Genomic DNA, 23,605 nt, shown 5'->3' with positions numbered 1-23,605 from the left:
GACGTGGCGCAGGCGAAAGCAAGCGGAGCCATCGGCATGACCCGCACCCGAGTTTATCTGGACTATAACGCGACCGCACCCCTGCGGCCCGAGGCGGCGCGTGCCATGACCGCGCTGTTCGAGGCCGCGGCGGGCGCCGGCACCAACCCGTCGTCGGTGCACGCCGACGGCCGGGCGGCGCGCAAGCGGTTGGAAGACGCGCGCGCCGGCGTCGCCGCCCTGGTCGGGGCAAAACCCGCCGATCTGGTGTTCGTCTCGGGCGCCACCGAGGCCAATAACTGGGTGCTGGCGCGGGCGCCGGTCGACGGGCTCGCGGTTTCGGCCATCGAGCATGACAGCGTGCTCGCCCCGGCGCGCGCCCGCGCGGCGGCGGAAGGCTTGCCATTGGTCGAGATTGCCGCTGACGGCGATGGCGTGGTGACGCCGGCGGCGGTGGCGGCGGCGCTCGACGACCTGGCGGCCCGAGGCGCGCGCCGGCCGCTGGTTTCGGTGATGGTCGCCAACAATGAGGTGGGGACGATCCAGCCGGTGGCCGAGATCGCGGCCGAAGCGCGGGCGCGGGGCGCGCTGGTCCACACCGACGCGGTGCAGGCGGCGGGCAAGACGCCGCTGGACATGGCCGCCTTGGGCGTCGACGCGCTCAGCGTGTCGGCCCACAAGATCGGCGGCCCGCCGGGCGTCGGTGCGTTGGTGCTTTGTGGCGGGCTGGCGCTCGACCCGCTGATCGCCGGCGGCGGCCAGGAACGCCGCTACCGCTCGGGCACCGAGAATTTGCCGGGCATCGTCGGGTTCGCCGCAGCGGCCGAGGCGGCAGCGGCGGGGCTCGACGCCATGGCCGGGCTCGGCGCCTTGCGCGACCGGCTGGAAGCGGCGGTGGTCGCGACGGCGCCCGAGGCGGTGGTGTTCGCCCGGAAGGCAGAGCGGCTGGCCAATACCAGCGCTTTCGCCGTGCCGGGGCTGAAGGCGGAAACCCAGATGATGCATATGGACCTGGCCGGGGTCTCGGTGGGCTCGGGCTCGGCCTGCTCGTCGGGCAAGGTCAGCCCCAGCCATGTGCTGGCGGCCATGGGCGCCGACGCCGATCTGTGTGACGGTGCGTTGCGTATCAGCTTGGGCTGGGCGACGACGGAAGCCGAGGTGGACCGGGCGGCGGCCGCCTGGGGCGCGCTTTATCGGCGCCTGGCGGGATCATCGGCCCCAGCAGCGGGCCCAACAGCGGGGGAGGTCGCCTGACCATGACCGAGCGACCGACGGCGCGCACGCCGATTTATCTGGATTATCAGGCGACCACGCCGGTGGACCAGCGCGTGGTCGAGGCCATGCGGCCCTATTTCGAGGGCCGGTTCGGCAACCCGCATTCAAGCACCCACCGCTATGGCTGGGAGGCCGAGGCGGGGGTCGAGCGCGCGCGGCGCCAGGTCGCCGACCTGATCGGTGCGGCGGCGCACGAGATCACCTTCACCTCGGGCGCCACCGAGGCCAATAATCTGGTCATCAAAGGCGTCGCCGACGCGCTCGGGCCGACCAAGAACCATATGATTACCGCCGCGACCGAGCATAAATGCGTGCTCGAATCCCTGCGCACGGTGGAGGCGCGCGGTTGGCGCGTGGACGTGCTGCCGGTGGACGCCGACGGGCTGATCGACCTGGAGCAGTTGGCGGGCCTTTTGACCCCGCGCACCGCGCTGGTGTCGATCATGGCGGTCAATAACGAGATCGGCACCATCCAGCCGCTGGCCGAGATCGGCGCTCTGTGCCGGGCGGCGGGTGTCTTGTTCCACACCGATGCGGCTCAGGCGTTCGGCAAGGTCGCGCTCGACGTGACCGCGCAGAGCGTCGATTTCCTCAGCCTGTCGGGCCACAAGATCTATGGGCCGAAGGGCATCGGCGCGCTTTACAAGCGGCGCGCGCCCGAGGTGGTGGTGACGCCGCAGATGTCGGGCGGCGGCCAGGAACACGGGCTTCGCTCGGGCACCGTGGCCGCGCCGCTGGCGGTGGGCCTCGGCGCCGCCGCCGCGATCGCCGCTGCCGACGGTGACGCGGACGAAGCGCGCATCGCCGCCCTGGCCGAACGTTTTCTGGCCCATGTGCGCGCCGACCTGGGCGGAGTGCGGCTCAACGGCGGCTGGGCGCGGCGCTATCGCGGCAATCTCAACCTGTCGTTCCCGGGGCTCGACGGGGACCTGCTGTTGGCGCGGCTGCGCGGTCTGGCGGTGTCGTCGGGGGCGGCGTGCGCCTCGGCCGCCGAGGGGTCGTCCTATGTGCTGCGCGCCATCGGCCTGGACGAGGCGGCGATCCGGGCGTCGCTGCGCATCGGCTTCGGGCGCTTCACCACGGCCGACGAGGTCGACCGGGCGGCACAGACCCTGGTGCGCACGGTGCACAGCCTGGGCGGGCTTGACACGGCGGTGCCGGCGGCGGTCTAGAAGGGGCCGCGCCGGTTCGGCGTTCCTGTCTTCGAGTGGTATCCCGCCATGGTCCAAATCACCTTCATCTCACCCGACGGGGCGGAGCGGCGCACGGTCGACGCGCCGCCGGGCATCACCTTGCTCAAGCTGGCGCATTTCGAGGGCGTCGACATGGAAGGCACGTGCGGCGGGCAGATGGCCTGCGCCACCTGTCACGTGATCCTGGGCGACGCCTGGATCGACGCCGTGCCGCCGCCGAGCGACGAGGAACTGGATATGCTGGCGCTGGCGCCCGATGTGGAGCCGGGCTCGCGGCTCGGCTGCCAGATCGTCGTCACCGAGGCGCTCGACGGTCTCGAAGCGCGCCTCGGCCCCTGCTGAGCGCGACCCCGCCGCCGCCCGGCCGCCGATGACGATGATCGGGGGCAGGATCGCCAGGACCCGGGGCTGGGCGCTGGACCGCTGAGGGGTGGTGTGGCGGATGTAGGGGTGGCGTGGGCGCTTACTGACCCTTGAACGCGGCCGGGCGCTTTTGCATGAACGCGGTGACGCCTTCTAGGAAGTCGTGGGTGCGGCCCGCTTCGCGTTGCAGATTGGCTTCCATGGCGATCTGGTCTTCGAAGCCGCTGTCGGGGGCGGCCTGAGCGAGTTGGCGGATGCGGTCGAGCGCCATGGGCGCGCCCCCGGCCAGCCGGGTCGCCACGTTGTGCGCCTCGTCCATCAGCGCGGCGTCGTCGACCACCTTGTAGATCATGCCCCACTGCGCGGCGGTCTCGGCCGGCACCTTTTCGCCCAGCATCATCATGGCGGTGGCGCGCGCCTGGCCCACCAGACGCGGCAGCAGATAGCTCGACCCGGCGTCGGGGACCAGGCCGATATTGACAAAGGCTTGCAGGAAATAGGCCGAGCGCGCGGCGAGCACGATGTCGGCCGACAGGGCGACGCTCATGCCCGCGCCGGCGGCAGCACCATTGACCGCGGCGACCACCGGGCAGGGCAGGTTGCGCAGCTTGCGCAGCACCGGGTGATAGTGATCATCAAGCAGCGCGCCCAGGTCGCGGTCGGGCTGCATCATGCGCTGCTGCTGGGCGGCGAGGTCGGCGCCCGAGCAGAAGCCGCGCCCGGCGCCGGTCAACAGCACCGCGCGCGCCTCCTCGCCGGCCCGGTCGAGGGCCGACGCCAGCGCGTCGAGCAACTCGACGGTCAGGGCGTTGAGCGCCTCGGGCCGGTTGAGCGTGATGACCGCCACCTTGTCTTGACACTCATAGATCAATGGCTCGGCGGTCATGGGCGCTCTCCCGCGGCGGTGATGGGGATCAGGACGTGGCGGGACTGTCCGACGGTGCCGGCTGGTCGGCGTCGGCCCCCGGTTCGCTCACCGGATCGGCCACCGACGGTGCCGCGTTGCCGGTCGGCTCGGCGGGGCTGTCTGGGCCCGGATTGGGGCCGGGCGCGGGACCGGCCTCGGACGGGGCACCGGCGTCGCCGGCGTCGGTCGCCTTGGCGTCAGCGTTGGCGGCGGTGCCGGGGTCGGTCTTGGCCTTGGCGGGCCGCCGGGTCCGTTTGCGGGGCGCTTTCTTGGGCTTGTCCGCATCGCCGCTGTCTGCCGCCGTGGCATCGGTCGCGGCGGCGTCGGTAGCGGTATCGGGGGCGGTCTCGGCGCCGGTATCGGGGGCGCTGTCCGCTTGCGGGCTGGTCTCGGTCGCCGTCGTGTCGGGGGCGTCTGCGGTCTCGGGGCTGGCCTTGGCGCGGGTCCGGCGGCTGGTGGTCCGTTTGCGCGCCGGGGCCTTCTTGGTCTTGGGCGCGTCGGTTTCGGTGCTGTCCAGATCCTCGTCATCGTCGACGAGCGCGTCGGCTTCGGCCAGGTCGGCCTCGTCGGCGGCGGTGGTCTTGGGCCGTTTGGGCACCGGGCGCAGCAAGAAGGCCGGCACATGGTCGCCGAGGCCGACCACCGGCCGGTCGTCGTCGCGTCCGCCGCGACGCCCGCGCCCGTTGCGCCCGCCGTCGTCGCGGGTGCTGTCGCTGCGGGATTGATCGCTGCGGCGGGCATCGCTCGACCGGCTGCGGGTGTCGCGCTCACGGGCCGGCTGCGGCGCGCTCGCCGCGTCAGCCTTGGCGCTGCTGGCCGGTGCCGCGTCGGTCTTGGCGGCCGGGGTTTCCCCGGTCGCAGCGGCGGTGTCGCCGTCGCGGGATTTGGGCCGTCGGCGGCGCCGGGTCGGCTTGGCTTCGGCGGCCCCGGTCGTCGCCTCGTCGTCCTTGGCGTCGGTCGCCGGCTCGCCGGTGGCGTCGCTTGGCAGGCGGGCAGCGGGCACGCCCGGCAGCTTGACGGGGTCGAGCGCCACGCCGAGCGCCTTGCGGATATCGTCGACGCCGCGCTGGTCGTCGGGGGTTGCGATGGTGATCGCGATGCCGCTGCGCCCGGCGCGGCCGGTGCGACCGATGCGGTGCACATAGTCGTCGCTGTTGTGCGGCACGTCGAAATTGATCACATGGCTAACGGCGGCGATGTCGAGCCCGCGCGCCGCCACATCGCTGGCCACCAGCACCGAGATCGTGTCGTCTTTCAGCGACTGGAGCGTGTCCATACGCTCGGGCTGCGACATGTCACCATGGAGTTGGCCCACCGGGTGGCCGTCGCGTTTGAGCCCCTTGGTCACCGTGTCCACGTCGCGTTTGCGGTTGCAGAACACGATGGCGGTGGCCACGTCGGGCTCGCCGAGCGCCGTCTTGAGCGCCTTCATCTTGTTGCGCGGCGACACCATGACCAGCCGTTGCTCGACGGTTTCGGCGGCACTGGCCGGCGGCGAGACTTCGATGGTCTTGGGGTCGTTCAGGAACTGGTCGGTCAGGCGCTTGATCGCCTTGGGCATGGTCGCCGAGAAGAACAGCGTCTGGCTTTTCGACGGCAGCAGCTTGAAGATCCGCTCCACATCCGGGATGAAGCCCATGTCCATCATCCGGTCGGCTTCGTCGACCACGAAGATGGAGACGCCGTTGAGCATCAGCTTGCCGCGCTCGAAATGGTCGAGCAGGCGGCCCGGGGTGGCGATCAACACGTCGACGCCGCGTTCGAGCTTGGCTTCCTGGTCGGCGAACGACACGCCGCCGATCAGCAGTGCCATCGACAGCTTGTGGTGCTTGCCATAAATCTCGAAATTATCGGCCACTTGGGCGGCGAGCTCGCGCGTCGGCTCGATGATCAGCGAGCGCGGCATGCGCGCCTTGGTCCGCCCCTGGGCGAGCACGTCGAGCATGGGCAACACAAAGGACGCGGTCTTGCCGGTACCGGTCTGGGCGATGCCGAGCACATCCCGACCTTGGAGAACCGCCGGGATCGCTTGGCGCTGGATCGGTGTCGGCGTTTCGTAGCCGGCTTCGGTAACCGCTTTCAGCAGGTCGGCACTCAGCCCGAGATGCTCGAAACTATTAGCACTGGCGTCGCTGGCCATGGGGCTCCTTGTTCTCACCCAGAGGGGTTGCCGCCGCACGAAGGCGTCACCCAGAAAGGCCGCCGGACCCGCCGGCGCCCTTCTTGTCACGCAGGGCCGGCCGAACGGCAATACGGGCGGGCGGCGTCTCGGCGCCGTCCGCGATGTCCGGGGGCAGCATAGGGGTAAAGTCGCCGCTGTCAACGGCGCACGGTGGCATTTTCAGACCATGACCCGCTGCTGGCGCAAAAGCGGCAGGGCGGGCAGCAGTTCCTTGACGAATCCGATCATCAGCGCGTCCTCGCGCTCGCTGCCCTGACAGGCGCGCGGCACCGCGAGCGTGGCCAAGGGCGGGCGGTTGGCGTGCCGGGCCAGATCGGCGAACATGGCCTCGGGCCGGGGTCCGCCGGTGCTGGCGAAAAAGCCGACGGCGGGCGGCAGGTCCTCGCCATGGTCGCTCAGCCATTGGCGCACCGGCGAGGGCACGCGGCCGAGCACCGCGGGACAGCCGATCAGCACCAGACCATAGTCGGCGGGGCTCAGGCGCACCGGCCGGATCGGCTGGCGCAGGCCGACGATCGCCTCGGCCCGCGTGCGCAGCCGGGTGGCGAGCCCCAGGCCCGGTTGGTCGGGGGCCGGGCCGCGCGGCTCGATCCGTTCCACCGCCGCGTCGAGCGCGACGCCGAGCCTGCGGGCCAGAAGCCCGGTCTCGCCGGTCATGGTGAAATAGACGATCAGTGCGGTTTTGGCCATCTGAGCCCCGGGGCCCTTGCGATCCCTTTCAAGCGAGGGGCGAGCATGGCGCCGGCGGTGTCCGGGGCACATTGAGGCAGGTCAAATGTCCAGGCTGTCCACCAGATCGGCATTGTCGCGGATGAAGTCGAAGCGCGCTTCGGGCTTGCGGCCCATCAGCCGGTCCACCTGGGCGGCGGTGCTGCGCACGTCGCCGGGGTCTTCGGGCAGGGTGACGCGCAACAGCGTCCGGCTATGCGGCGCCATGGTGGTTTCGCGCAGTTGCGCCGGCGGCATCTCGCCAAGGCCCTTGAACCGCGACGCCTCGACCTTGGACTGGCCCTTGAACACGCTGGCCAGCAATTCCTCGCGGTGGGCGTCGTCGCGCGCATAGGCGACCGTCGGCCCCTTGGCGAGCCGGTAGAGCGGCGGTTGGGCCAGGAACAGCCGGCCGGCGCGCACCAGGCCGGCCATCTCCTGGAAGAAGAAGGTCATCAACAAGGTGGCGATGTGGGCGCCGTCCACGTCGGCGTCGCACATGATCACGACCTTTTCGTAGCGCAGATCGTCGAGCGCGAAGCGGTCGCGGGTGCCGCAGCCGAGCGCCTGGATCAGGTCCGAGACCTCCTGATTCTGGGCGATCTTGGCGGCGCTGGCGCTGGCGACGTTGAGGATCTTGCCGCGGATCGGCAGCACCGCCTGGGTCGCCCGGTCGCGCGCCTGCTTGGCCGAGCCGCCGGCGCTGTCGCCCTCGACGATGAAGATTTCGGTGCCCGCCGAGCCGGCGCGGGCGCAGTCGGCGAGTTTGCCGGGCAGGCGCAGGCGGCGCTTGGAGGTGGCGGTCTTGCGCTTGACCTCGCGTTCCTCGCGCCGGCGCTGGCGTTCGTCGAGCCGGTCGAGCGCCCAGCCGAGCAGCGCCTTGCCGCGATCGGGCGCCTCGGTCAGCCAGTGGTCGAACGGGTCGCGCAGCGCCTGGTCGACCAGCCGGTTGGCGTCGGGCGTGGCGAGCTTTTCCTTGGTCTGGCCCTGGAATTGCGGCTCGGGGATGAACAGCGACAGCATCACCGCCGCGCCGCCGGTCACATCCTCGCTGACCAACTGGGCGGCCTTCTTGGTGCCGGTCAGGTCGCCATAGGCGCGCAGGCCCTTGAGCAAGGCCATGCGCAGCCCGGCCTCGTGAGTGCCGCCCTGGGGCGTGGGCACGGTGTTGCAATAGGTGTGCGCGAAGCCCTCGCCGAACTCGGGCCAGGCGATCGCCCATTCCACCCGGCCCTTATTGTCTGGGAACTGGGCCTGGCCGGCGAACAGTTCGCCGGTCGCCGTGGTCCGGCCGGCCAGCGCCTCTTCGAGATAGTCGGCCAGGCCGCCGGGGAAGTGCAGCTCGGCCTCGGCGGGCGGCGCCTTGGCATCGCCGAGCAGGTCGCCCGCGCAGCGCCAGCGGATCTGGACGCCGCGGAACAGATAGGCCTTGGAGCGGCACAGCGCATAAAGGCGCGCCGGCGAGAACCGGGCTTCGGCACCGAAAATCTGGGCGTCGGGGCGGAACCGGATCGTCGTGCCGCGCCGGTTCTGCACCGCGCCGCGGTCTTCGATCGGGCCTTCGACCCGGCCGCGGGTGAAGCGTTGGGCGTAGAGCTTGCGGTCGCGGGCGACCTCCACCTCCAGCGTCTCGCTCAGCGCGTTGACCACCGAGATGCCGACGCCGTGTAGGCCGCCCGAGGTGGCATAGGCGCCGGCCTTGAACTTGCCGCCCGAGTGCAGGGTGGTGAGAATCACCTCAAGGGCGGATTTGTCGGGATATTTCGGGTGCGGATCGACCGGGATACCGCGGCCATTGTCGCTGACCGTGACCTGGCCTTCGGCGTCGAGTGCCACCTCGATGCGGCTGGCGTGGCCGGCCACCGCCTCGTCCATGGCGTTGTCCAGCACTTCGGCCACCAGATGGTGCAGGGCGTTGGCGTCGGTGCCGCCGATATACATGCCCGGGCGCTTGCGCACCGGCTCCAACCCCTCCAGGACATCGATATCCTTGGCGGAATAGTCGTCGGGCGTGGGCGTGGAAAACAGGTCGGACATGGGCGCTCGGGTCCTCGAAACGGTGGACGGCGCGGCCCGATGGGCGCGGGCAGCGGCCGGGAGCCTGGATTACGCCGCGCCCAGGATGGCGTCAATCGAACAGGCTGTCGATATCGTCCTGGCTGGCCGACCCGGCGTCGAAATTGCCGTCCACCGCGTCCTGGGCCATCGCCTTGCGGCCGTTGATGATGGCGTAGAGCAGACCGATCTGCGCGTTGATCAGCGCCACCCGGTCGGCGATGATGTCGGCGGGGCAGGCGGGGTTGCGCGCCTCCCACAGCGCCTCCTCGATATAATGGTCGAGAGTGACCACGGCCGGGTCGAACAACTCCCGCACCGACAGTGGCGCATGGTCGAAGGCCCAGTTGATTAGAGCGGTTTCTTTAAAACCACTATCATAAAAATGCTGGTGGTACGACTTGGGCGCCCAGTCGCCGGCTTCGTCGAGCAGGGATCGGTCGGCGGCCGACAAATCCAGCACCATGGTGATCTGGTTGAAATGGTTCAGATAGTCGGTCGCCAAATAGGTCTCGGGGTTGACGTTCGCCTCCACAAGCCGGGTTTCCAGGTCAGGAAGTGCCCCATAATCGACGCTCGCAGCCGGGGGCGGCGGATCGGCGGCCCAATCGGCCGCGGCCGCCCATGTTGCGGCTCGGTTCGCCCAGTCGGTCATCACAATACCACGCCTTCAAACGGATACGACAAGAAGGCTTATAGGTTAACCGGCCAGAATTTAACAAGACGTGGACGAGCCGGCTTTTTGCCGGCAAAGGCGGGATTGTGACGCCCGCGCGGGCAGTTGGGTGGTCGCTCGGCCGTCCGTCCGTGCGGGCGCAGAGACGGGCGATGGCGCAGGATGGGCGCGAGGGTGCGGCAAGGAGGGGCTGTGGGCGGAGGCCGTGGGGTCTTTTCGATCCGCTGGGTGGTTGTGGTCCGCCACCGCCGCCGCCGCGGCGCTCTGTCGCGGCGGACCGCCAGGGCGGGCACGGTGTCGGCGGAATGTGGCAGTGCGCCATTTTGCCATTGCAAACGGCTTTGCTGCGATGCAATATAAAGACCGCCTCATCGCGAGGCGATCCTCCCCAAAGGATGAACTGGCCGGGCCTTGTGCCCGGTCTTTTTTTGTCCGGACGTCAGCCGCCGGGATTTGTCCTGGCGTCAGCCGCTGGGCCCGGCCCGCAAGCGAAACGCCAGCCTTGTCCGGTCAGCGGGCGCCCCGTTTGCTCCGCCCCCCGCCGCGCCGCTCCCTTTTCAGGCTCGGTTTCGGCCGCCGACCGTTGGTTCGGCCAGGTCAGCCGCGGCGCGAAGTCGGCCAGACGCAGGGCAGCCCACACGGATGATCCGGGTCAATACGACACATGCCGGCCAAGGCGACCCTCCCCAAAACGGTCTGGCCGGATTGCCGCACGGTCCACCGGACCGGGCATGATTTTGCGATTAGCTAACTTTGCGCCGCACAATCAAGCGAAGAAATGGCGACAACGGGGCTGCAATCGATTGCGGGCACACAAACATCACCCAAACCGTCAGAGGTCGGGGCCTGGCGTGCCATCGAAGCCGCGGGCGGCGCTGTGCGGGTGGGGGCGCGGGAACGCCCGTCCCGGCAGCGCCTTGGCGGGCCGGGACGGGGCAGGTTTCTGTGCCTGAGCGTCGGTCAGGCGCTGTAATAGAGGTCGAATTCCACCGGGTGCGGGGTCAACTCGAACCGTTCCACTTCCTCAAACTTGAGGTGAATGTAGGCGTCGATCTGATCCTGGGTGAACACGTCGCCCTTCTTGAGGAAGTCGTTGTCGGTCTGCAGCGCTTCGAGTGCCTCGCGCAGCGACCGCGCGACGGTGGGTACCCCGGTCAATTCCTCGGGCGGCAGGGCGTAGAGATCCTTGTCCATCGGGTCGCCGGGATGGATCTTGTTCTCGATGCCGTCGATGCCGGCCATCAACATGGCGGCGAACGCCAGATAGGGGTTGGCGACCGCGTCGGGGAAGCGCACCTCGACGCGCTTGGCCTTGGCGCCGGCGCCATAGGGAATCCGACACGAGGCCGAGCGGTTGCGGCTGGAATAGGCCAGCAGCACCGGCGCCTCGAAGCCCGGCGTCAGGCGCTTGTAGCTGTTGGTCGAGGGGTTGGTGAACGCGTTGATGGCGCGCGCGTGCTTGATGATGCCGCCGATGTAATAGAGCGCGGTTTCGCTCAGATCGGCATAGCCCGAGCCGGCGAACAACGGCTTGCCGTCGCGCCAGATCGACTGGTGCACGTGCATGCCCGAGCCATTGTCGGCGGCCACCGGCTTGGGCATGAAGGTGGCGGTCTTGCCGAAGCTGTGGGCGACTTGGTGGACCACATATTTGTAGATCTGCACCTTGTCGGCGGTGGCGGTCAGCGTGCCCAACTGCATGCCCAACTCGTGCTGCGACGCGCCCACCTCATGGTGGTGCTTGTCCATCACCAGCCCCATGTCGCGCATCATGGTGACCATCTCGCCGCGCAGGTCATTGGCCGAATCAACCGGCGGCACGGGGAAATAGCCGCCCTTGGCCCGCGGGCGGTGGCCCGGGTTGCCGTCTTCGTATTCCTTGGCGGAGTTGTAGGGGCCTTCGATGTCGTCGATGGCGTACATGGCGCCGTCATAGCCGACCTTGAAGCGCACATCGTCGAACACGAAGAATTCGGGCTCGGGGCCGATAAACGCGGTGTCGCCGATGCCGGAGAACTTCAGATACTCCTCGGCGCGCCGGGCGGTCGAGCGCGGATCGCGCTCATAAGCCTGGCCGGTGGTCGGCTCCAGGATGTCGCAGAACACCACCAGCGTCGGCTGGGCGGCGAACGGGTCGACGGTCACATGGCTCAAGTCCGGCTTCAGGATCATGTCGGACTCGTTGATGGTCTTCCAGCCCTGGATCGACGAGCCGTCGAACATGAAGCCTTCGTCCAGATCGTCGGCGTCGACCGCTTCGGCCAGCATGGTCAGATGTTGCCACTTGCCGCGCGGGTCGGTGAAGCGCAGGTCGATCCAGTCGAAATCCTCGTCCTTGACCAGCTTGAGCAGCGCGTCGCCGTCCAGATCGGTGTATTTGGGCATGGGGTGTCTCTCCATCGGTCTTGCGCCACCGGAACCGGTGGCAGGGGAAGGGGCGGGCGCGGGCGGTCGGCAGCCACGGGATGCAGGCCGCGCTCGCCGCGCCCAGATGGTGTCGGGTCAGACGGCGTCGACGCCGGTCTCGCCGGTGCGGATGCGAATCACGTTCTCCACCGGGCTGACGAAGATCTTACCGTCGCCGATGCGGCCGGTGCGCGCGGCGTGCTGAATCGCTTCGACCGCCTGCTCGACGGTGTCGTCGTCGACGACGATCTCCAGCTTCACCTTGGGCACGAAGTCGACCACATATTCGGCCCCGCGATACAGTTCCGTATGGCCTTTCTGGCGGCCGAAGCCCTTGGCCTCGACGACCGTGATGCCGGTGACGCCCACATCGTGGAGCGACTCCTTCACCTCGTCGAGCTTGAACGGCTTAATGACGGCTTCGATTTTCTTCATGGTGTCTCCCATCGCCCGGCAGGGACGCCCGGTGGTCAGCGCCGGGGCCGGCGCCTTTGCTGTGCTATCGGCAAGGACCATGCCAGACGCCCCGGGCCGACGAAAGGCCCGGCCGCGGCGCCGCCCCGGCGAACCGGGGCAGGGCTCCGATGTCGGACCTTGCCCAAACTTTAGGCGCCGTGGTCAAATGACGATCAGGCAGCGGATGTCGGCGCCGTCGGCGTTTTGGGTGCTTGACGCCGGCGCGCCTGCATGACATATGCCGGCTCACCTTGCGGCGGGCGTAGCTCAACCGGTTAGAGCGCTGGTTTGTGGTACCAGAGGTTGGGGGTTCAAGTCCCCTCGCTCGCCCCATCGCACCCGGTGGCCGACCCAGGAGCCAACTCCGACGGGCCATGATGACCGGAACGCCTTCAGACCCCCGATCGTTCCAGACCGTCCAGGGCCGGCGGTATCGGTCGCTTGCGACCGCCGACGGCGGCTCGGAAGCGCTGTCGGTCGACTTGTTGCCTCACTTGTTGGTCGCGCCCGCGCGCATGGCCGCCGTCGACCGTGCGACCATCGCTGCGGGTACGCCGGGCGTGGTGCTCATGGACCGTGCCGGCGCCGCGGTCGCCGAGGCGGCGCGCGCGGCGCTTTGCGAGCGGCGGCGCGATGGCGCGGCCGGCGACGTGCTGGTGCTGGCCGGCCCGGGCAATAACGGCGGCGACGGCTTCGTGGCTGCGGCCCGCCTGGCTCGGGCCGGGCACCGGGTCCAGGTGGCGCTGTTGGGCGCGCGCGCGTCGCTGTCGGGCGATGCGGCCTGGGCGGCACAGCAATGGTCGGGGCCGGTGATGGCGCTCGACGCCGATGCCACGCTCGCTGCGCTCGACCGGGTCGATCTGGTGATCGACGCGCTGTTCGGCGCCGGTCTGTCGCGGCCCCTCGACGGCGTCGTGGCGGCGGTGGTGCGCGCGGTCAACGCCGCCGGCGTGCCGGTCTTGGCGGTCGACATGCCGTCGGGCGTCGACGGGGCCACGGGCCGGGTCCGCGGCGTGGCGGTCGAGGCCGCCGCCACCGTGACCTTCGAGCGGCTGAAGCCCGGCCATCGGCTGTTTCCGGGGGCGCGGCTCGCCGGTCGGCTGATTTGTCGGCCGATCGGGCTCGACCCGGCGGCGCTCGCGGCCGAGGCTGAGCCGCTGGCCGACAATCATGCCGATCTGTGGCGCGCCGCCTGGCCTGCAGCCGACCCCACCGACCACAAATACGCCCAGGGCCATGCGGTGGTGGTGGGCGGCGCGGCGCCGGGGCTCGGCGCTGGGCGACTGGCGGCGCTGGCGGCGCTGCGCGCGGGGGCCGGGCTGGTCAGTCTGGCGACGCCGGAAGACGGCTATGCCATCCAGGCCGCGGCCTTGGCCGAGGTGATGGTGGCGCCGGTGGCCGACGATGCCGCCCTCGATGCATTCCTGGACGACCCGCGCAAGGCCGCGCTGGTATTCGGGCCGGGCGCGCCGGCCGACGCGGCGACGCGCGGGCGGGCGTTGCGGCTGCTGGCGCTCGGCCGGCCGCTGGTGCTCGACGCCGGTGCGTTGACCGCCTTTGCGGGCGATGTGGGCGCCCTGGCGCGGGCGGTGTGTGGCCCGCTGGTGCTGACCCCCCACGAGGGCGAGTTCGGCCGGCTGTTCGGCGCCGACGGCGCCGCCGAGGCGACCAAGGTGGACCGGGCGCGGACGGCGGCGGCACGCACCGGGGCGGTGGTCTTGCTCAAGGGTGCGGACACCGTGATCGCCGGCCCCGATGGCGTCGCCGTGGTCGACAGCGAGGCCCTGCCGCGCCTGGCCACCGCCGGGTCGGGCGACGTGCTCGCCGGCCTGATCGCCGGGCTTCTGGCGCGCGGTCTGGCGCCCATGGCGGCGGCCGGCGTCGCGGTGCGTATGCAGCGTCTTGCCGCCCACCGCGCCGGTCACGGCCTGATCGCCGGCGACCTTGTCGATGCCTTGCCCGGGGTGCGCCAGGGCTGGCCCGGCGGGCCGATCTGAGTCGCGGTGTGCAGACGCCGGGCGCGGGCGACGGGTTCGGGGTTTTCAAGGCGCCGACGCTGCGATAGGGTCCGCCGGCTTTCGGCGCCCATTTTGGTCTTGCAATGGGTCGGTTTTGCGGTCACACCGCCGAAAGCAGTTGAGTGTCGAGCCCGCGACAGGGCACGGCGATGCAGACTTCGCACCGGGCGGGCGTGGCGGAATTGGTAGACGCGCTGGTTTTAGGTACCAGTGTCCTCGTGACGTGGGGGTTCAAATCCCTCCGCCCGCACCAAGCGCTTGTCGAGGTGACTTCACCCCCTGCGGCCGTTTCGGACGCCCGTGGGGCTGGCGACGTTGAGAGATTAGAAAAGAGCTGAGCTGATGCACGTTGAGGAGTTGAAGAACGAGGGCCTGCGCCGGGAGTACAAGGTCACCATCGAAGGCGATGAGATGACCCGGCGGGTCGACAAGATCCTACGCGATTTCGGCCGCACCGCGCCCATGAAGGGGTTCCGCCCGGGCAAGGCGCCCTTGTCGCTGCTCAAGCAACTGCACGGCAAGGCGGCGCGCGGCCAGGCGATCCAGGAGGTGATCTCCGAGACCAGCGAGAAGCTGTTCGCGGACAAAGAGGTGCGCCCGGCGACCCGGCCCGATGTGGACCTGCCCAATGAAGAGGAGCAGACCCAGATCGGCGACGAGGTGGTCTACACCCTTGGCGTCGAGGTGCTGCCCGACATTTCGGTCGACGACTTCAAGGCGCCCAAGATGGAAAAGCTGGTCGCCGAGGTGACCGACGCGGAAGTGGACGCGCGCCTTGGCGAACTGGCCAAGAACCAGCGCGGCTTCGAAGATGCGCCCGAGGATCACGCGGCGGCCGACGGCGACCGGGTGGTGTGCGACTTCGTCGGCCGGATCGACGGCGAAGCGTTCGAGGGCGGCACGGCCGAAGACGCCCAGGTGGAATTGGGCTCGGACACCTTCATTCCCGGCTTCGAAGAGCAGTTGGTGGGCGTCAAGGCGGGCGACGAAAAGACCGTCACCGTGACCTTCCCCGAGGACTATCGCGCCGAGGATCTGGCCGGCAAGGAAGCCGCCTTCGAGGTCAAGGTGAAGGGCATCAAGCGCCCCGGCGAGGCGGTGACGCCCGACGACGAGTTCGCGAAGAATTTCGGCATGGAAGACCTGGAGCAGTTGCGCACCGCGATCCGCGACCAGATCGGCTCCGAGAACGAGCAGATGAGCCGCGCCAAATTGAAGCGCGAATTGCTCGACCATCTGGCCGAGACCTACGACTTCCCGGTCCCCGACAGCATGGTGGACATGGAATTCCAGCAGATCTGGGGCCAGGTGCGCCAGGACATGCTGCGCTCGGGCGAAAAGTCGATCGAAGAGCTTCAGGCCCTGTCCGAGCCCGAGGACGCGGACGAAAAGGCCGAGTTCCAGCGCCTGGCCGAGCGGCGGGTGCGCTTGGGTCTTTTGCTGTCGGAGCTGGGCGTTGCCAACAACATCCAGATCACCCGCGAGGAAGTGAACAGCAAAATCATCGAGGAAGTGCGCAAATACCCCGGCCAGGAGCGCGAGGTGCTGGAATTCTACCAGCAGAACGAGGATGCCCAGGCCCAGTTGCGTGCGCCGATCTTCGAGGACAAAGTGGTCGACTATGTGCTCGAAATCGCCGAGGTTGACGAGAAGAGCGTCAGCCGCGACGAATTGGAAGAGGCGCTGCGCAAACTCCAGGAAGAGGATGCGGACGCGCCCGCGGCGGCCTAAATAAGACAGGGGGCGGCGCGTCCGGCCGGACGCGCCGTCCTTTCTCTGACGTCGGACCCGGCATCCTGTGTGTCTCCCGGCCGCGGTCCGGCGCACCAACAGCTTGCTTGCGAGGGGTCATGACCGACATTTTTGAGACCTACAACAACACGCTCGTGCCCATGGTCATCGAACAGACCAACCGGGGTGAGCGGTCTTACGACATCTATTCCCGGCTGCTGAAAGAGAACATCATTTTCGTCACCGGGCCGATCTCGGACGAGGTGGCGAGCCTGATCACCGCGCAATTGCTGTTTCTCGAAGCCGAAAACCCCAAGAAAGACATCAATTTCTATATCAATTCGCCGGGCGGCTACGTGACCGCGGGCCTCGCCGTCTATGACACCATGCAGTACATCCGGCCCAAGGTGACCACCTTGTGCGTGGGCCAGGCGGCCTCGGCGGCGGCGTTGTTGTTGGCCGCCGGTGCGCCGGGCCAACGGTATGCTCTGCCGCACAGCCGGGTCATGGTGCACCAGCCCTCGGGCGGCGGTCGTGGCCAAGCCTCCGACATCGAGATCCAGGCGCGCGAGGTGCTCAAACAGCGCGAGCGTATGAACAAGATCTTCTCCCACCATACCGGCCGCGAACTCGACGAAATCGAGGCGGCGCTGGAGCGCGACAAATATCTGGATGCCGAGGAGGCCATCGCCTTTGGGTTGATTGACCAGATTCTGGCGCGCCGGGAAGGCGCAGATGACGAACCGGCGGCAAATTAACCCGTTGTTGATACGCGCCGGCAACACTAGATGCTTCAAGCCTGCCGCATCGGCGTTCGCGTTGATGCGTTGCATCGGTGGCGAGGCTGTGCAAACCTTTGATAATGCCTCGCCGAGGCCGGCGGCACGACCCATGCCGGCCCGACGACCGGATCGGTCGGTTCGCCCCGATCCCCGCGGCCTCGACGGTCTTTGGGCCAGCGCCCACAGACCCGCAGGCCGAGGTGGTCCAAATGGACCGGCCGGTCGAACCGGAAATGTAGACCAAGCAGCGGAATGGCCATGACGAAATTGAGCGGCGGCGACTCCAAAAACACCTTGTACTGCTCGTTCTGCGGCAAGAGCCAGCACGAGGTGCGCAAGCTGATTGCCGGGCCGACCGTCTTTATCTGCGATGAGTGCGTGGAACTGTGCACGGACATCATTCGCGAAGAGAACAAGTCCAGCCTGGTCAAATCCAGCGACGGCGTGCCGACCCCCACCGAAATCCTGAACGTTCTCAACGACTATGTGATCGGACAGGACCAGGCCAAACGGGTCCTGTCGGTGGCGGTCCACAACCACTACAAGCGGCTCAACCACGCCAGCAAGAACAGCGACATCGAATTGTCGAAGTCGAATATCCTGCTGGTCGGGCCCACCGGCTGCGGCAAGACGCTGCTGGCCCAGACCCTGGCGCGCATTCTCGACGTGCCGTTCACCATGGCCGACGCCACCACGCTGACCGAGGCCGGCTATGTGGGCGAGGATGTGGAGAACATCATCCTCAAGCTGCTGCAAGCCGCCGACTATAACGTGGAACGCGCCCAGCGCGGCATCGTCTATATCGACGAGGTGGACAAGATCAGCCGCAAGGCCGACAACCCCTCGATCACCCGCGACGTGTCGGGCGAGGGCGTGCAGCAGGCCCTGCTCAAGATCATGGAGGGCACGGTGGCCTCGGTGCCGCCGCAAGGCGGGCGCAAGCATCCCCAGCAGGAGTTCCTGCAGGTGGACACCACCAACATCCTGTTCATCTGCGGCGGCGCGTTCGCCGGGCTCGACCGGATCATTGCCGACCGCCTGCAGGGCCGGGCCATGGGCTTCGGCGCCGACGTCAAGTCCAAGGACGAGCGCAAGACCGGCGAATTGCTGCTGGAAAGCGAGCCCGAGGACCTGTTGAAGTTCGGCTTGATCCCCGAATTCGTCGGCCGGATGCCGGTGATCGCCACGCTCACCGACCTGAACGAGGATGCGCTGGTCGAGATCCTCTCGCAGCCCAAGAACGCGCTGCTCAAGCAGTATCAACGGCTGTTCGAGATGGAGAACACCAAGCTCACCTTCACCGACGAGGCGCTGTTCGCGGTGGCGCGCAAGGCGATCGCGCGCAACACCGGCGCGCGCGGCCTGCGCTCGATCATGGAAGACATTTTGCTGGAGACCATGTTCGACCTGCCGTCGCTTGAGGGCGTCGAAGAGGTGGTGGTCAATGACGACGCCGTCGACGGTCGCTCCAAGCCCTATCACATCTACAGTGATCGGCGCGACGAGGCCGGACACCAGGCGTGATGGCGCGCGCGGGCGCGGCTTTGCCGGCGCCCGCACGACGCCATCGGCCGGATGGAGGGGTCGGGACCGGGTATCCTGAACAGGGTGATGTTCTGTTTTTGTTTCGACGTTGCCCTTGAACCGCTTCCACAGGTGGCCACATCAGGAAAAATCGTGGGCTGCCCCGAAGCCCGCATCCTGGGTTCACCCCACATGATCGGAATGCCCTATGAGTGACGTTTATCCTGTTCTGCCCCTGCGCGACATTGTCGTTTTTCCGCATATGATTGCGCCCCTGTTCGTCGGGCGCGAAAAAAGCACGCGGGCGCTTGAAGTGGTGATGGAGGAGGACAAGGAAATCCTGCTCGTCTCCCAAAAGGACGCCAGCGACGACGATCCGGGGGCGGACGACCTGTATGAAATCGGCACGGTTGCCAGCGTTCTGCAACTGGTCAAGCTGCCCGACGGCACCGTCAAGGTGCTGGTGGAAGGCCAGCGTCGGGCGCGGATCGACCGTTTCACCCGCACCGACGAGTATTACGAAGCGGCGGCCGAGGCGTTGGAAGAACAGGTGCGCGACGACGACGAGGTCGAGGCGCTGTCGCGCTCGGTGACCACGCAGTTCGAGCAATATGTCAAGCTGAACAAAAAGATCCCGTCCGAGACCCTGGTCCACGTCAACCAGATCAAGGATGCCTCCAAACTCGCCGACACCATCGCCTCGCACCTGGCGATCAAGATCGCCGACAAGCAGGACCTGTTGGCGTCGGCCGACGTCGGCGCGCGCCTGGAAAAGATCTATGCCTTCATGGAAGGCGAGATCGGCGTCTTGCAGGTGGAGAAGCGGATTCGCGGCCGGGTCAAGCGCCAGATGGAAAAGACCCAGCGCGAATACTATCTCAACGAACAGCTCAAGGCGATCCAGAAGGAGCTGGGCGAGGGCGACGATGGTCGCGAAGAGATCGGCGAGCTGGAGCGGCGCATCGCCGAGACCGACCTGACTCAGGAAGCGCACGACAAGTGCGTGGCCGAACTCAAGAAGCTCAAGCAGATGAGCTCCATGTCGGCCGAGGCGACGGTGATCCGCAACTATCTCGACTGGATGCTGTCGATCCCGTGGGGCAAGAAGGCGCGCTCCAAGGTTCGGCGCGACATCAAGCGCGCCGAAAAGGTGCTCAACGAAGACCATTACGGGCTCGAAAAGGTCAAGGAACGGATCCTCGAATATCTGGCCGTTCAGCAGCGCGCCAAGGGGCTGAAGGGACCGATCCTGTGCCTGGTCGGGCCGCCCGGCGTGGGCAAGACCTCGCTCGGCCGGTCGATCGCGCGCGCCACCGGGCGCGAGTTCATCCGCTTCAGCCTGGGCGGTGTGCGCGACGAGGCCGAAATCCGCGGCCACCGGCGCACCTATATCGGCTCCATGCCCGGCAAGATCATGCAGAACATGAAGAAGGCCGGTACGTCGAACCCGCTGTTCCTGCTCGACGAAGTGGACAAGATGGGCCAGGACTTCCGCGGCGATCCGGCCTCGGCGCTGCTCGAAGTGCTCGACCCCGAACAGAATGCCAAGTTCCAGGACCACTATCTGGAAGTGGACTATGACCTGTCGGACGTGATGTTCCTGACCACGGCGAACAATCTGGCCATGCCGCGGCCGTTGCTCGACCGCATGGAGATCATCCAGCTGTCGGGCTATACCGAGGACGAAAAGCTCGGCATCGCCCGGCGCCACCTGATCCCGAAGCAGATGAAGGATCACGGTCTGCGCAAGAGCGAATGGTCGATTTCGGACAATGCGCTGCGCGACCTGATCCGCTACTACACCCGCGAAGCCGGGGTGCGGAACCTGGAGCGGATGCTGGCGCGCCTGGTGCGCAAGGCGCTGCGCGAGATCGTCCAGGGCAAGAAGAAGCGCGTGGCGGTCAGCCAGCAGAATCTGGCCAATTATGCCGGCGTGCGCCGGTATCGCTTCGGCCAGGCCGAGCGCGAGGACCAGATCGGCATGACCACCGGCCTCGCCTGGACCGAGGTGGGCGGCGAGTTGTTGACCATCGAAGCGCTGCTGACCCGCGGCAAGGGCAAGATCCAGACCACGGGCAAACTCGGCGACGTGATGCAGGAATCGATCCAGGCGGCGCGCAGCTATGTGCTGTCCCGCGCGGTGACGTTCGGCATCAAGCCCACCGTGTTCGACCGCCGCGATATCCACGTGCATGTGCCCGAAGGCGCCACGCCCAAGGACGGGCCGTCGGCCGGCATCGCCATGGTCACCTCGATCGTGTCGGTCATGACCGGCGTGCCGGTGCGCCGCGACATCGCCATGACCGGCGAGGTGACGCTGCGCGGTCGGGTGCTGCCGATCGGCGGGTTGAAGGAGAAGCTGCTGGCGGCGCTGCGCGGCGGCCTGAGCACCGTGTTGATCCCGGTCGACAATGAAAAGGACCTGGCCGAGATCCCCGACAATGTGAAGCGCGGGTTGGAGATCATCCCGGTCAGTACGGTCGACGAGGTGCTCAAACACGCGCTGACCCGACCCTTGGTGCCGATCGATTGGGATGAGGACGTTGACGATCCCTCGCCCTCGCCCGGCAGCGACGAAAAGCCCGACGAGAGCGGCGTGCCGATGACCCATTAAGGTCCGGCCATGGCACAGAGAAACGGTCCGGCCCCGCATCGGGGTCGGACCGCTTTTTTATTGCGGTCGTTTATGAAGGCCAAAGAAAATCGCGGTTTTCTGCGACTTTCTCTTTGACACTCTTCGCGGGGCGCCCCTAAACTGCGCCCCGGCTTAAGGGCCACTAGCTCTAGGAAACGCCAACCAAAAAAGGGGGCTATCTTGAATAAAAACGATCTCATCGCAGCGGTGTCCGAAATGACCGATTTGTCGAAGGCGGATGCCGGCAAAGCGGTGGACGCGGTTTTCGATACCATCACCAACACGCTCAAGAGCGGCGATGAAGTGCGTCTTGTGGGTTTCGGGACTTTCTCGGTGTCGCAGCGCGCGGCCAGTGAAGGCCGCAATCCGCGGACCGGCGAAACCATCCAGATCCCGGCGTCCAAGCAGCCCAAGTTCAAGGCCGGCAAAGCGCTCAAGGATTCGGTGAACTAAGACCGCAGCCGGCGGTCGGGTCGCATCCGCCACGGTGCGGCCTTGCCCGGCGCGCCTCTGCCAGCCGCGGTCAGGCCGTTTGGCGTCAGCGGCGACGGGTGAGCCCATAAGTGGCCCACACCGGGCGACACAAAAGGGTAGACAAAGACGGCCACACCAAGGTGGCCACACCCATGCGGACCCGACGCATAGGGGCCGGACACGGATAGTCCGGGCGCCATCGGTCCGATAAACAAGGGGAAACGGGCGACTGCGCCGGCTGGCGCGCAATCGCCCGCTTGCCTGTGGCGCGATGGGGCGCTAAAGCAGGCGCGCGCCGAGCATGTCCGATCGGCGATCCGAGCGCCACCCCCGATCCGCCCGCGGATCAGGGGCGCGGCGCTTCAGGGCGGTTAGCTCAGTTGGTAGAGCGTCTCGTTTACACCGAGAATGTCGGCGGTTCGAGCCCGTCACCGCCCACCATCCCGTGATCACCAACGCCGTTCTTCGACACCATTGGCGCCGGCGCCCGGCAAGCCCGGCGCGCGCTCGCCGCGGGGCGTTTGTCAAGAAACCGTAACATCGCCGGTGTACCCGAGCCCCCGACCGCTGCTCCGGGCCGGTGATGGCCGCGGTGCGGGTCGGTGATGTCTGATCGGATGAAAGGCTGCATACAATGCCAGCAGTTCGCGCCATGGCCGGGGCGTTCGGCCTGGGTCTCTGGGTCTTGCTTTCGGTCTCTTGCGCAGTTGCCGGCGAACCGGTGGCGGCGCAGACCGAGGCCACGCCGGCGACCACAGGGCTGGCGCTCTATGGCCCACACGCCCGATCCGATGCCGTGCGCGCCCGGCGCGCCGAGATCGATCGCGCGGCGGTTCGCCTGTCGGTCGAGCGCTCGGCGGCCGACGGGACGGCGAGGGTTGCCAGTCATGTGGTGTTGGGCGACGGCTATGTGCGCGTCGACCGGGCCGGCGCCCGCACGCTCTACGATGTGACCCTGCGGCGGGTGCTGCGGTTTGCCGACGGCGGCGCGACGGTTGCCAATGACAGCCTTTATGCGCTGATCGCGGCCAAGCGTCTGCGCTTCGACCGCGCCATGGCGGCGGTTGCCAGCGCCGATGGCACCGCCCCCGATCCGTGGGCGGTGTTTTCGATCGCCAGTGAGACGGGCTTTTTGCGCGACAAGGCGGCCGACCGGGTGGCCCCGGTGTCCTGGCAACGCCAAGGGGCTAGCCTGACCGGGCGGGTCCGCGGCGAGACCGTGGTCACCGTGACCTATGGCGAGGTCGCCCTGGCGCCGCGTCACCGCGCGATGCTGCGGCGGTATCTGGCCTATGAACTGCCGCTGGCGCCGGCGCTGGTGGCGCGGATTGTCGCGGACGAGGCGATGCCGACGCAGATCCGATATCGGACGTTCACCAGCGACGCCGGCGGCATGGCTCAGTGGCGGGTGACGGCGCGCGCGGAGATCGAGCAGGACTATCCCTTGCCCGCCGGCTTGGCCGCGGATTGGTCGGTGGCCAGTGACGCGTTGCGCCCGTTGGTGGAGCAGCTTGTGGGCCTGGTGGGCGAGGGCAAGCGGCCGTGGATCGATCCGGTGTCGTTGCTGCCGTCGGTTGAGGCCGCCGCCGAGCGGGGCGACTGGCTGGGCGTGTTCCTGATCGCATCGCAGACCCAGATACCCTACCGCGTGGACTGCAACGGCCCGGCCACCGTGCCCGCCTGTCGCGCGCTGATCCGCTGGCAGAACCGGGCGCACACCAACGACCCGCGTGTGGCGACGCTGCGCCGGGCGATGACCCGGCCGACGCAGAACCGGGACGCCCTGGCCGATAGCGTCCAGGCGGTCGCGGCGATCTACGAAGCGATGGCGGCCGACGACCCGCATCGTCCGCGCGTTGGCCTGACCCTGGCCCGGCTTGGCTGGCGATTGCAGCAACGGATCGCAGCCGCCGGTGTCACGGACGACAACGCCGGGAACGATGACCGGGGTGGGTCCGCCCTGCCGCCCGACCTGTCGTTCGACCGGCTGTTCGCGGCGGCCCTGGCGGCGGACCCCCATAATGCCAATCTCTACCGGGATTATGGCGACTTTCACCTGCTCAGCGATCGGCCCGATCTGGCGTGGCGTCTGTTCGACCTGGGGCGCGCGATCGTCCCCTCCGGTCGATGGGTGCGCCTCGAAAATGTTAAGGATGCCGAAAAGGGGTTCCGTCGAACCTACCCTGGTTTTTTCTAACATGTAGCCCGAGAGGCAGTATTAGCTGTCCGACCGATCGGATC

17 protein-coding genes and 3 tRNA genes are annotated in these 23,605 nt (G+C 68.0%); 13 read left to right on the top strand and 7 right to left on the bottom strand.

The genetic code is table 11. The features are described from left to right. Positions 1–36 precede the first annotated feature (36 nt). From EV659_RS01525 to EV659_RS01515, 3 genes are read left to right on the top strand one after another with little or no spacing between them, the layout of a single operon-like run. Positions 37–1,233 carry a cysteine desulfurase family protein gene (locus EV659_RS01525; RefSeq protein WP_132706811.1) on the top strand — a complete coding sequence of 399 codons (1,197 nt, stop codon included), beginning with the start codon at positions 37–39 and terminating at the stop codon, positions 1,231–1,233. Positions 1,234–1,235: 2 nt separating this feature from the next. Further along, positions 1,236–2,426, top strand: a complete 1,191-nt coding sequence (locus EV659_RS01520) for a cysteine desulfurase family protein (RefSeq protein WP_132706809.1) — start codon at positions 1,236–1,238, stop codon at positions 2,424–2,426. Between the two features lie 48 nt (positions 2,427–2,474). Continuing rightward, positions 2,475–2,789 (top strand): 2Fe-2S iron-sulfur cluster-binding protein, encoded by a 315-nt coding sequence (locus tag EV659_RS01515; RefSeq protein WP_132706807.1) that lies wholly within the window; start codon positions 2,475–2,477, stop codon positions 2,787–2,789. A gap of 121 nt (positions 2,790–2,910) precedes the next feature. On the opposite strand, the gene EV659_RS01510 is transcribed toward EV659_RS01515, so the two are convergent. From EV659_RS01510 to EV659_RS01480, 7 genes are all read right to left on the bottom strand, one after another. Beyond that, the gene (locus EV659_RS01510) at positions 2,911–3,696 is read right to left on the bottom strand and encodes an enoyl-CoA hydratase-related protein (RefSeq protein ID WP_132706805.1); all 786 of its coding nucleotides are present in this window, start codon (positions 3,694–3,696) and stop codon (positions 2,911–2,913) included. A 28-nt stretch (positions 3,697–3,724) separates the two neighbouring features. Further along, positions 3,725–5,857 carry a DEAD/DEAH box helicase gene (locus EV659_RS01505; protein ID WP_132706803.1) on the bottom strand — a complete coding sequence of 711 codons (2,133 nt, stop codon included), beginning with the start codon at positions 5,855–5,857 and terminating at the stop codon, positions 3,725–3,727. A gap of 201 nt (positions 5,858–6,058) precedes the next feature. Beyond that, the gene (locus EV659_RS01500; protein ID WP_132706802.1) at positions 6,059–6,589 is read right to left on the bottom strand and encodes a flavodoxin family protein; all 531 of its coding nucleotides are present in this window, start codon (positions 6,587–6,589) and stop codon (positions 6,059–6,061) included. A gap of 81 nt (positions 6,590–6,670) precedes the next feature. After that, positions 6,671–8,644: a DNA topoisomerase IV subunit B gene (parE, locus tag EV659_RS01495; protein WP_132706800.1), complete on the bottom strand. Its 1,974-nt coding sequence runs from the start codon at positions 8,642–8,644 to the stop codon at positions 6,671–6,673. Positions 8,645–8,735: 91 nt separating this feature from the next. Beyond that, positions 8,736–9,317: a hypothetical protein gene (locus tag EV659_RS01490; RefSeq protein WP_132706799.1), complete on the bottom strand. Its 582-nt coding sequence runs from the start codon at positions 9,315–9,317 to the stop codon at positions 8,736–8,738. A 981-nt stretch (positions 9,318–10,298) separates the two neighbouring features. Further along, positions 10,299–11,723, bottom strand: coding sequence for a type I glutamate--ammonia ligase (gene glnA / locus EV659_RS01485; RefSeq protein WP_132706797.1), 1,425 nt, complete (start codon positions 11,721–11,723; stop codon positions 10,299–10,301). Positions 11,724–11,840: 117 nt separating this feature from the next. Beyond that, on the bottom strand, positions 11,841–12,179 hold the full coding sequence (locus tag EV659_RS01480; protein WP_132706795.1) for a P-II family nitrogen regulator: 339 nt from the start codon (positions 12,177–12,179) through the stop codon (positions 11,841–11,843). 277 nt (positions 12,180–12,456) lie between these two features. Here EV659_RS01480 and EV659_RS01475 point away from each other — a divergent pair. From EV659_RS01475 to EV659_RS01430, 10 genes are all read left to right on the top strand, one after another. Beyond that, positions 12,457–12,533: transfer RNA gene (locus tag EV659_RS01475), tRNA-His, on the top strand. A 44-nt stretch (positions 12,534–12,577) separates the two neighbouring features. Then, complete coding sequence (locus EV659_RS01470; RefSeq protein WP_132706793.1) at positions 12,578–14,197, top strand: NAD(P)H-hydrate dehydratase; 1,620 nt, start codon at positions 12,578–12,580, stop codon at positions 14,195–14,197. Between the two features lie 188 nt (positions 14,198–14,385). Further along, positions 14,386–14,471, top strand: a tRNA-Leu gene (locus EV659_RS01465). A gap of 89 nt (positions 14,472–14,560) precedes the next feature. Next, entirely contained in the window at positions 14,561–15,949 is a 1,389-nt protein-coding gene (tig, locus tag EV659_RS01460; RefSeq protein WP_132706791.1) for a trigger factor, read from the top strand. 119 nt (positions 15,950–16,068) lie between these two features. Continuing rightward, positions 16,069–16,707: an ATP-dependent Clp protease proteolytic subunit gene (locus EV659_RS01455; protein WP_132706790.1), complete on the top strand. Its 639-nt coding sequence runs from the start codon at positions 16,069–16,071 to the stop codon at positions 16,705–16,707. A 282-nt stretch (positions 16,708–16,989) separates the two neighbouring features. Continuing rightward, positions 16,990–18,255: an ATP-dependent Clp protease ATP-binding subunit ClpX gene (gene clpX, locus EV659_RS01450; RefSeq protein WP_132706788.1), complete on the top strand. Its 1,266-nt coding sequence runs from the start codon at positions 16,990–16,992 to the stop codon at positions 18,253–18,255. Between the two features lie 208 nt (positions 18,256–18,463). Continuing rightward, positions 18,464–20,869, top strand: a complete 2,406-nt coding sequence (lon, locus tag EV659_RS01445; RefSeq protein ID WP_132706786.1) for an endopeptidase La — start codon at positions 18,464–18,466, stop codon at positions 20,867–20,869. Positions 20,870–21,070: 201 nt separating this feature from the next. After that, positions 21,071–21,343, top strand: a complete 273-nt coding sequence (locus EV659_RS01440; protein ID WP_132706785.1) for an HU family DNA-binding protein — start codon at positions 21,071–21,073, stop codon at positions 21,341–21,343. Positions 21,344–21,729: 386 nt separating this feature from the next. Then, a tRNA-Val gene (locus tag EV659_RS01435) sits at positions 21,730–21,805 on the top strand. A 193-nt stretch (positions 21,806–21,998) separates the two neighbouring features. Beyond that, positions 21,999–23,561 (top strand): hypothetical protein, encoded by a 1,563-nt coding sequence (locus EV659_RS01430; RefSeq protein WP_132706783.1) that lies wholly within the window; start codon positions 21,999–22,001, stop codon positions 23,559–23,561. Positions 23,562–23,605: the final 44 nt, after the last annotated feature.

The sequence above is a fragment of the Rhodothalassium salexigens DSM 2132 genome (assembly GCF_004341375.1).
GTDB lineage: Bacteria > Pseudomonadota > Alphaproteobacteria > Sphingomonadales > Rhodothalassiaceae > Rhodothalassium > Rhodothalassium salexigens.
Note: the sequence above shows the minus strand (reverse complement) of the source record. Positions and strands in the feature narration are given on the sequence as shown.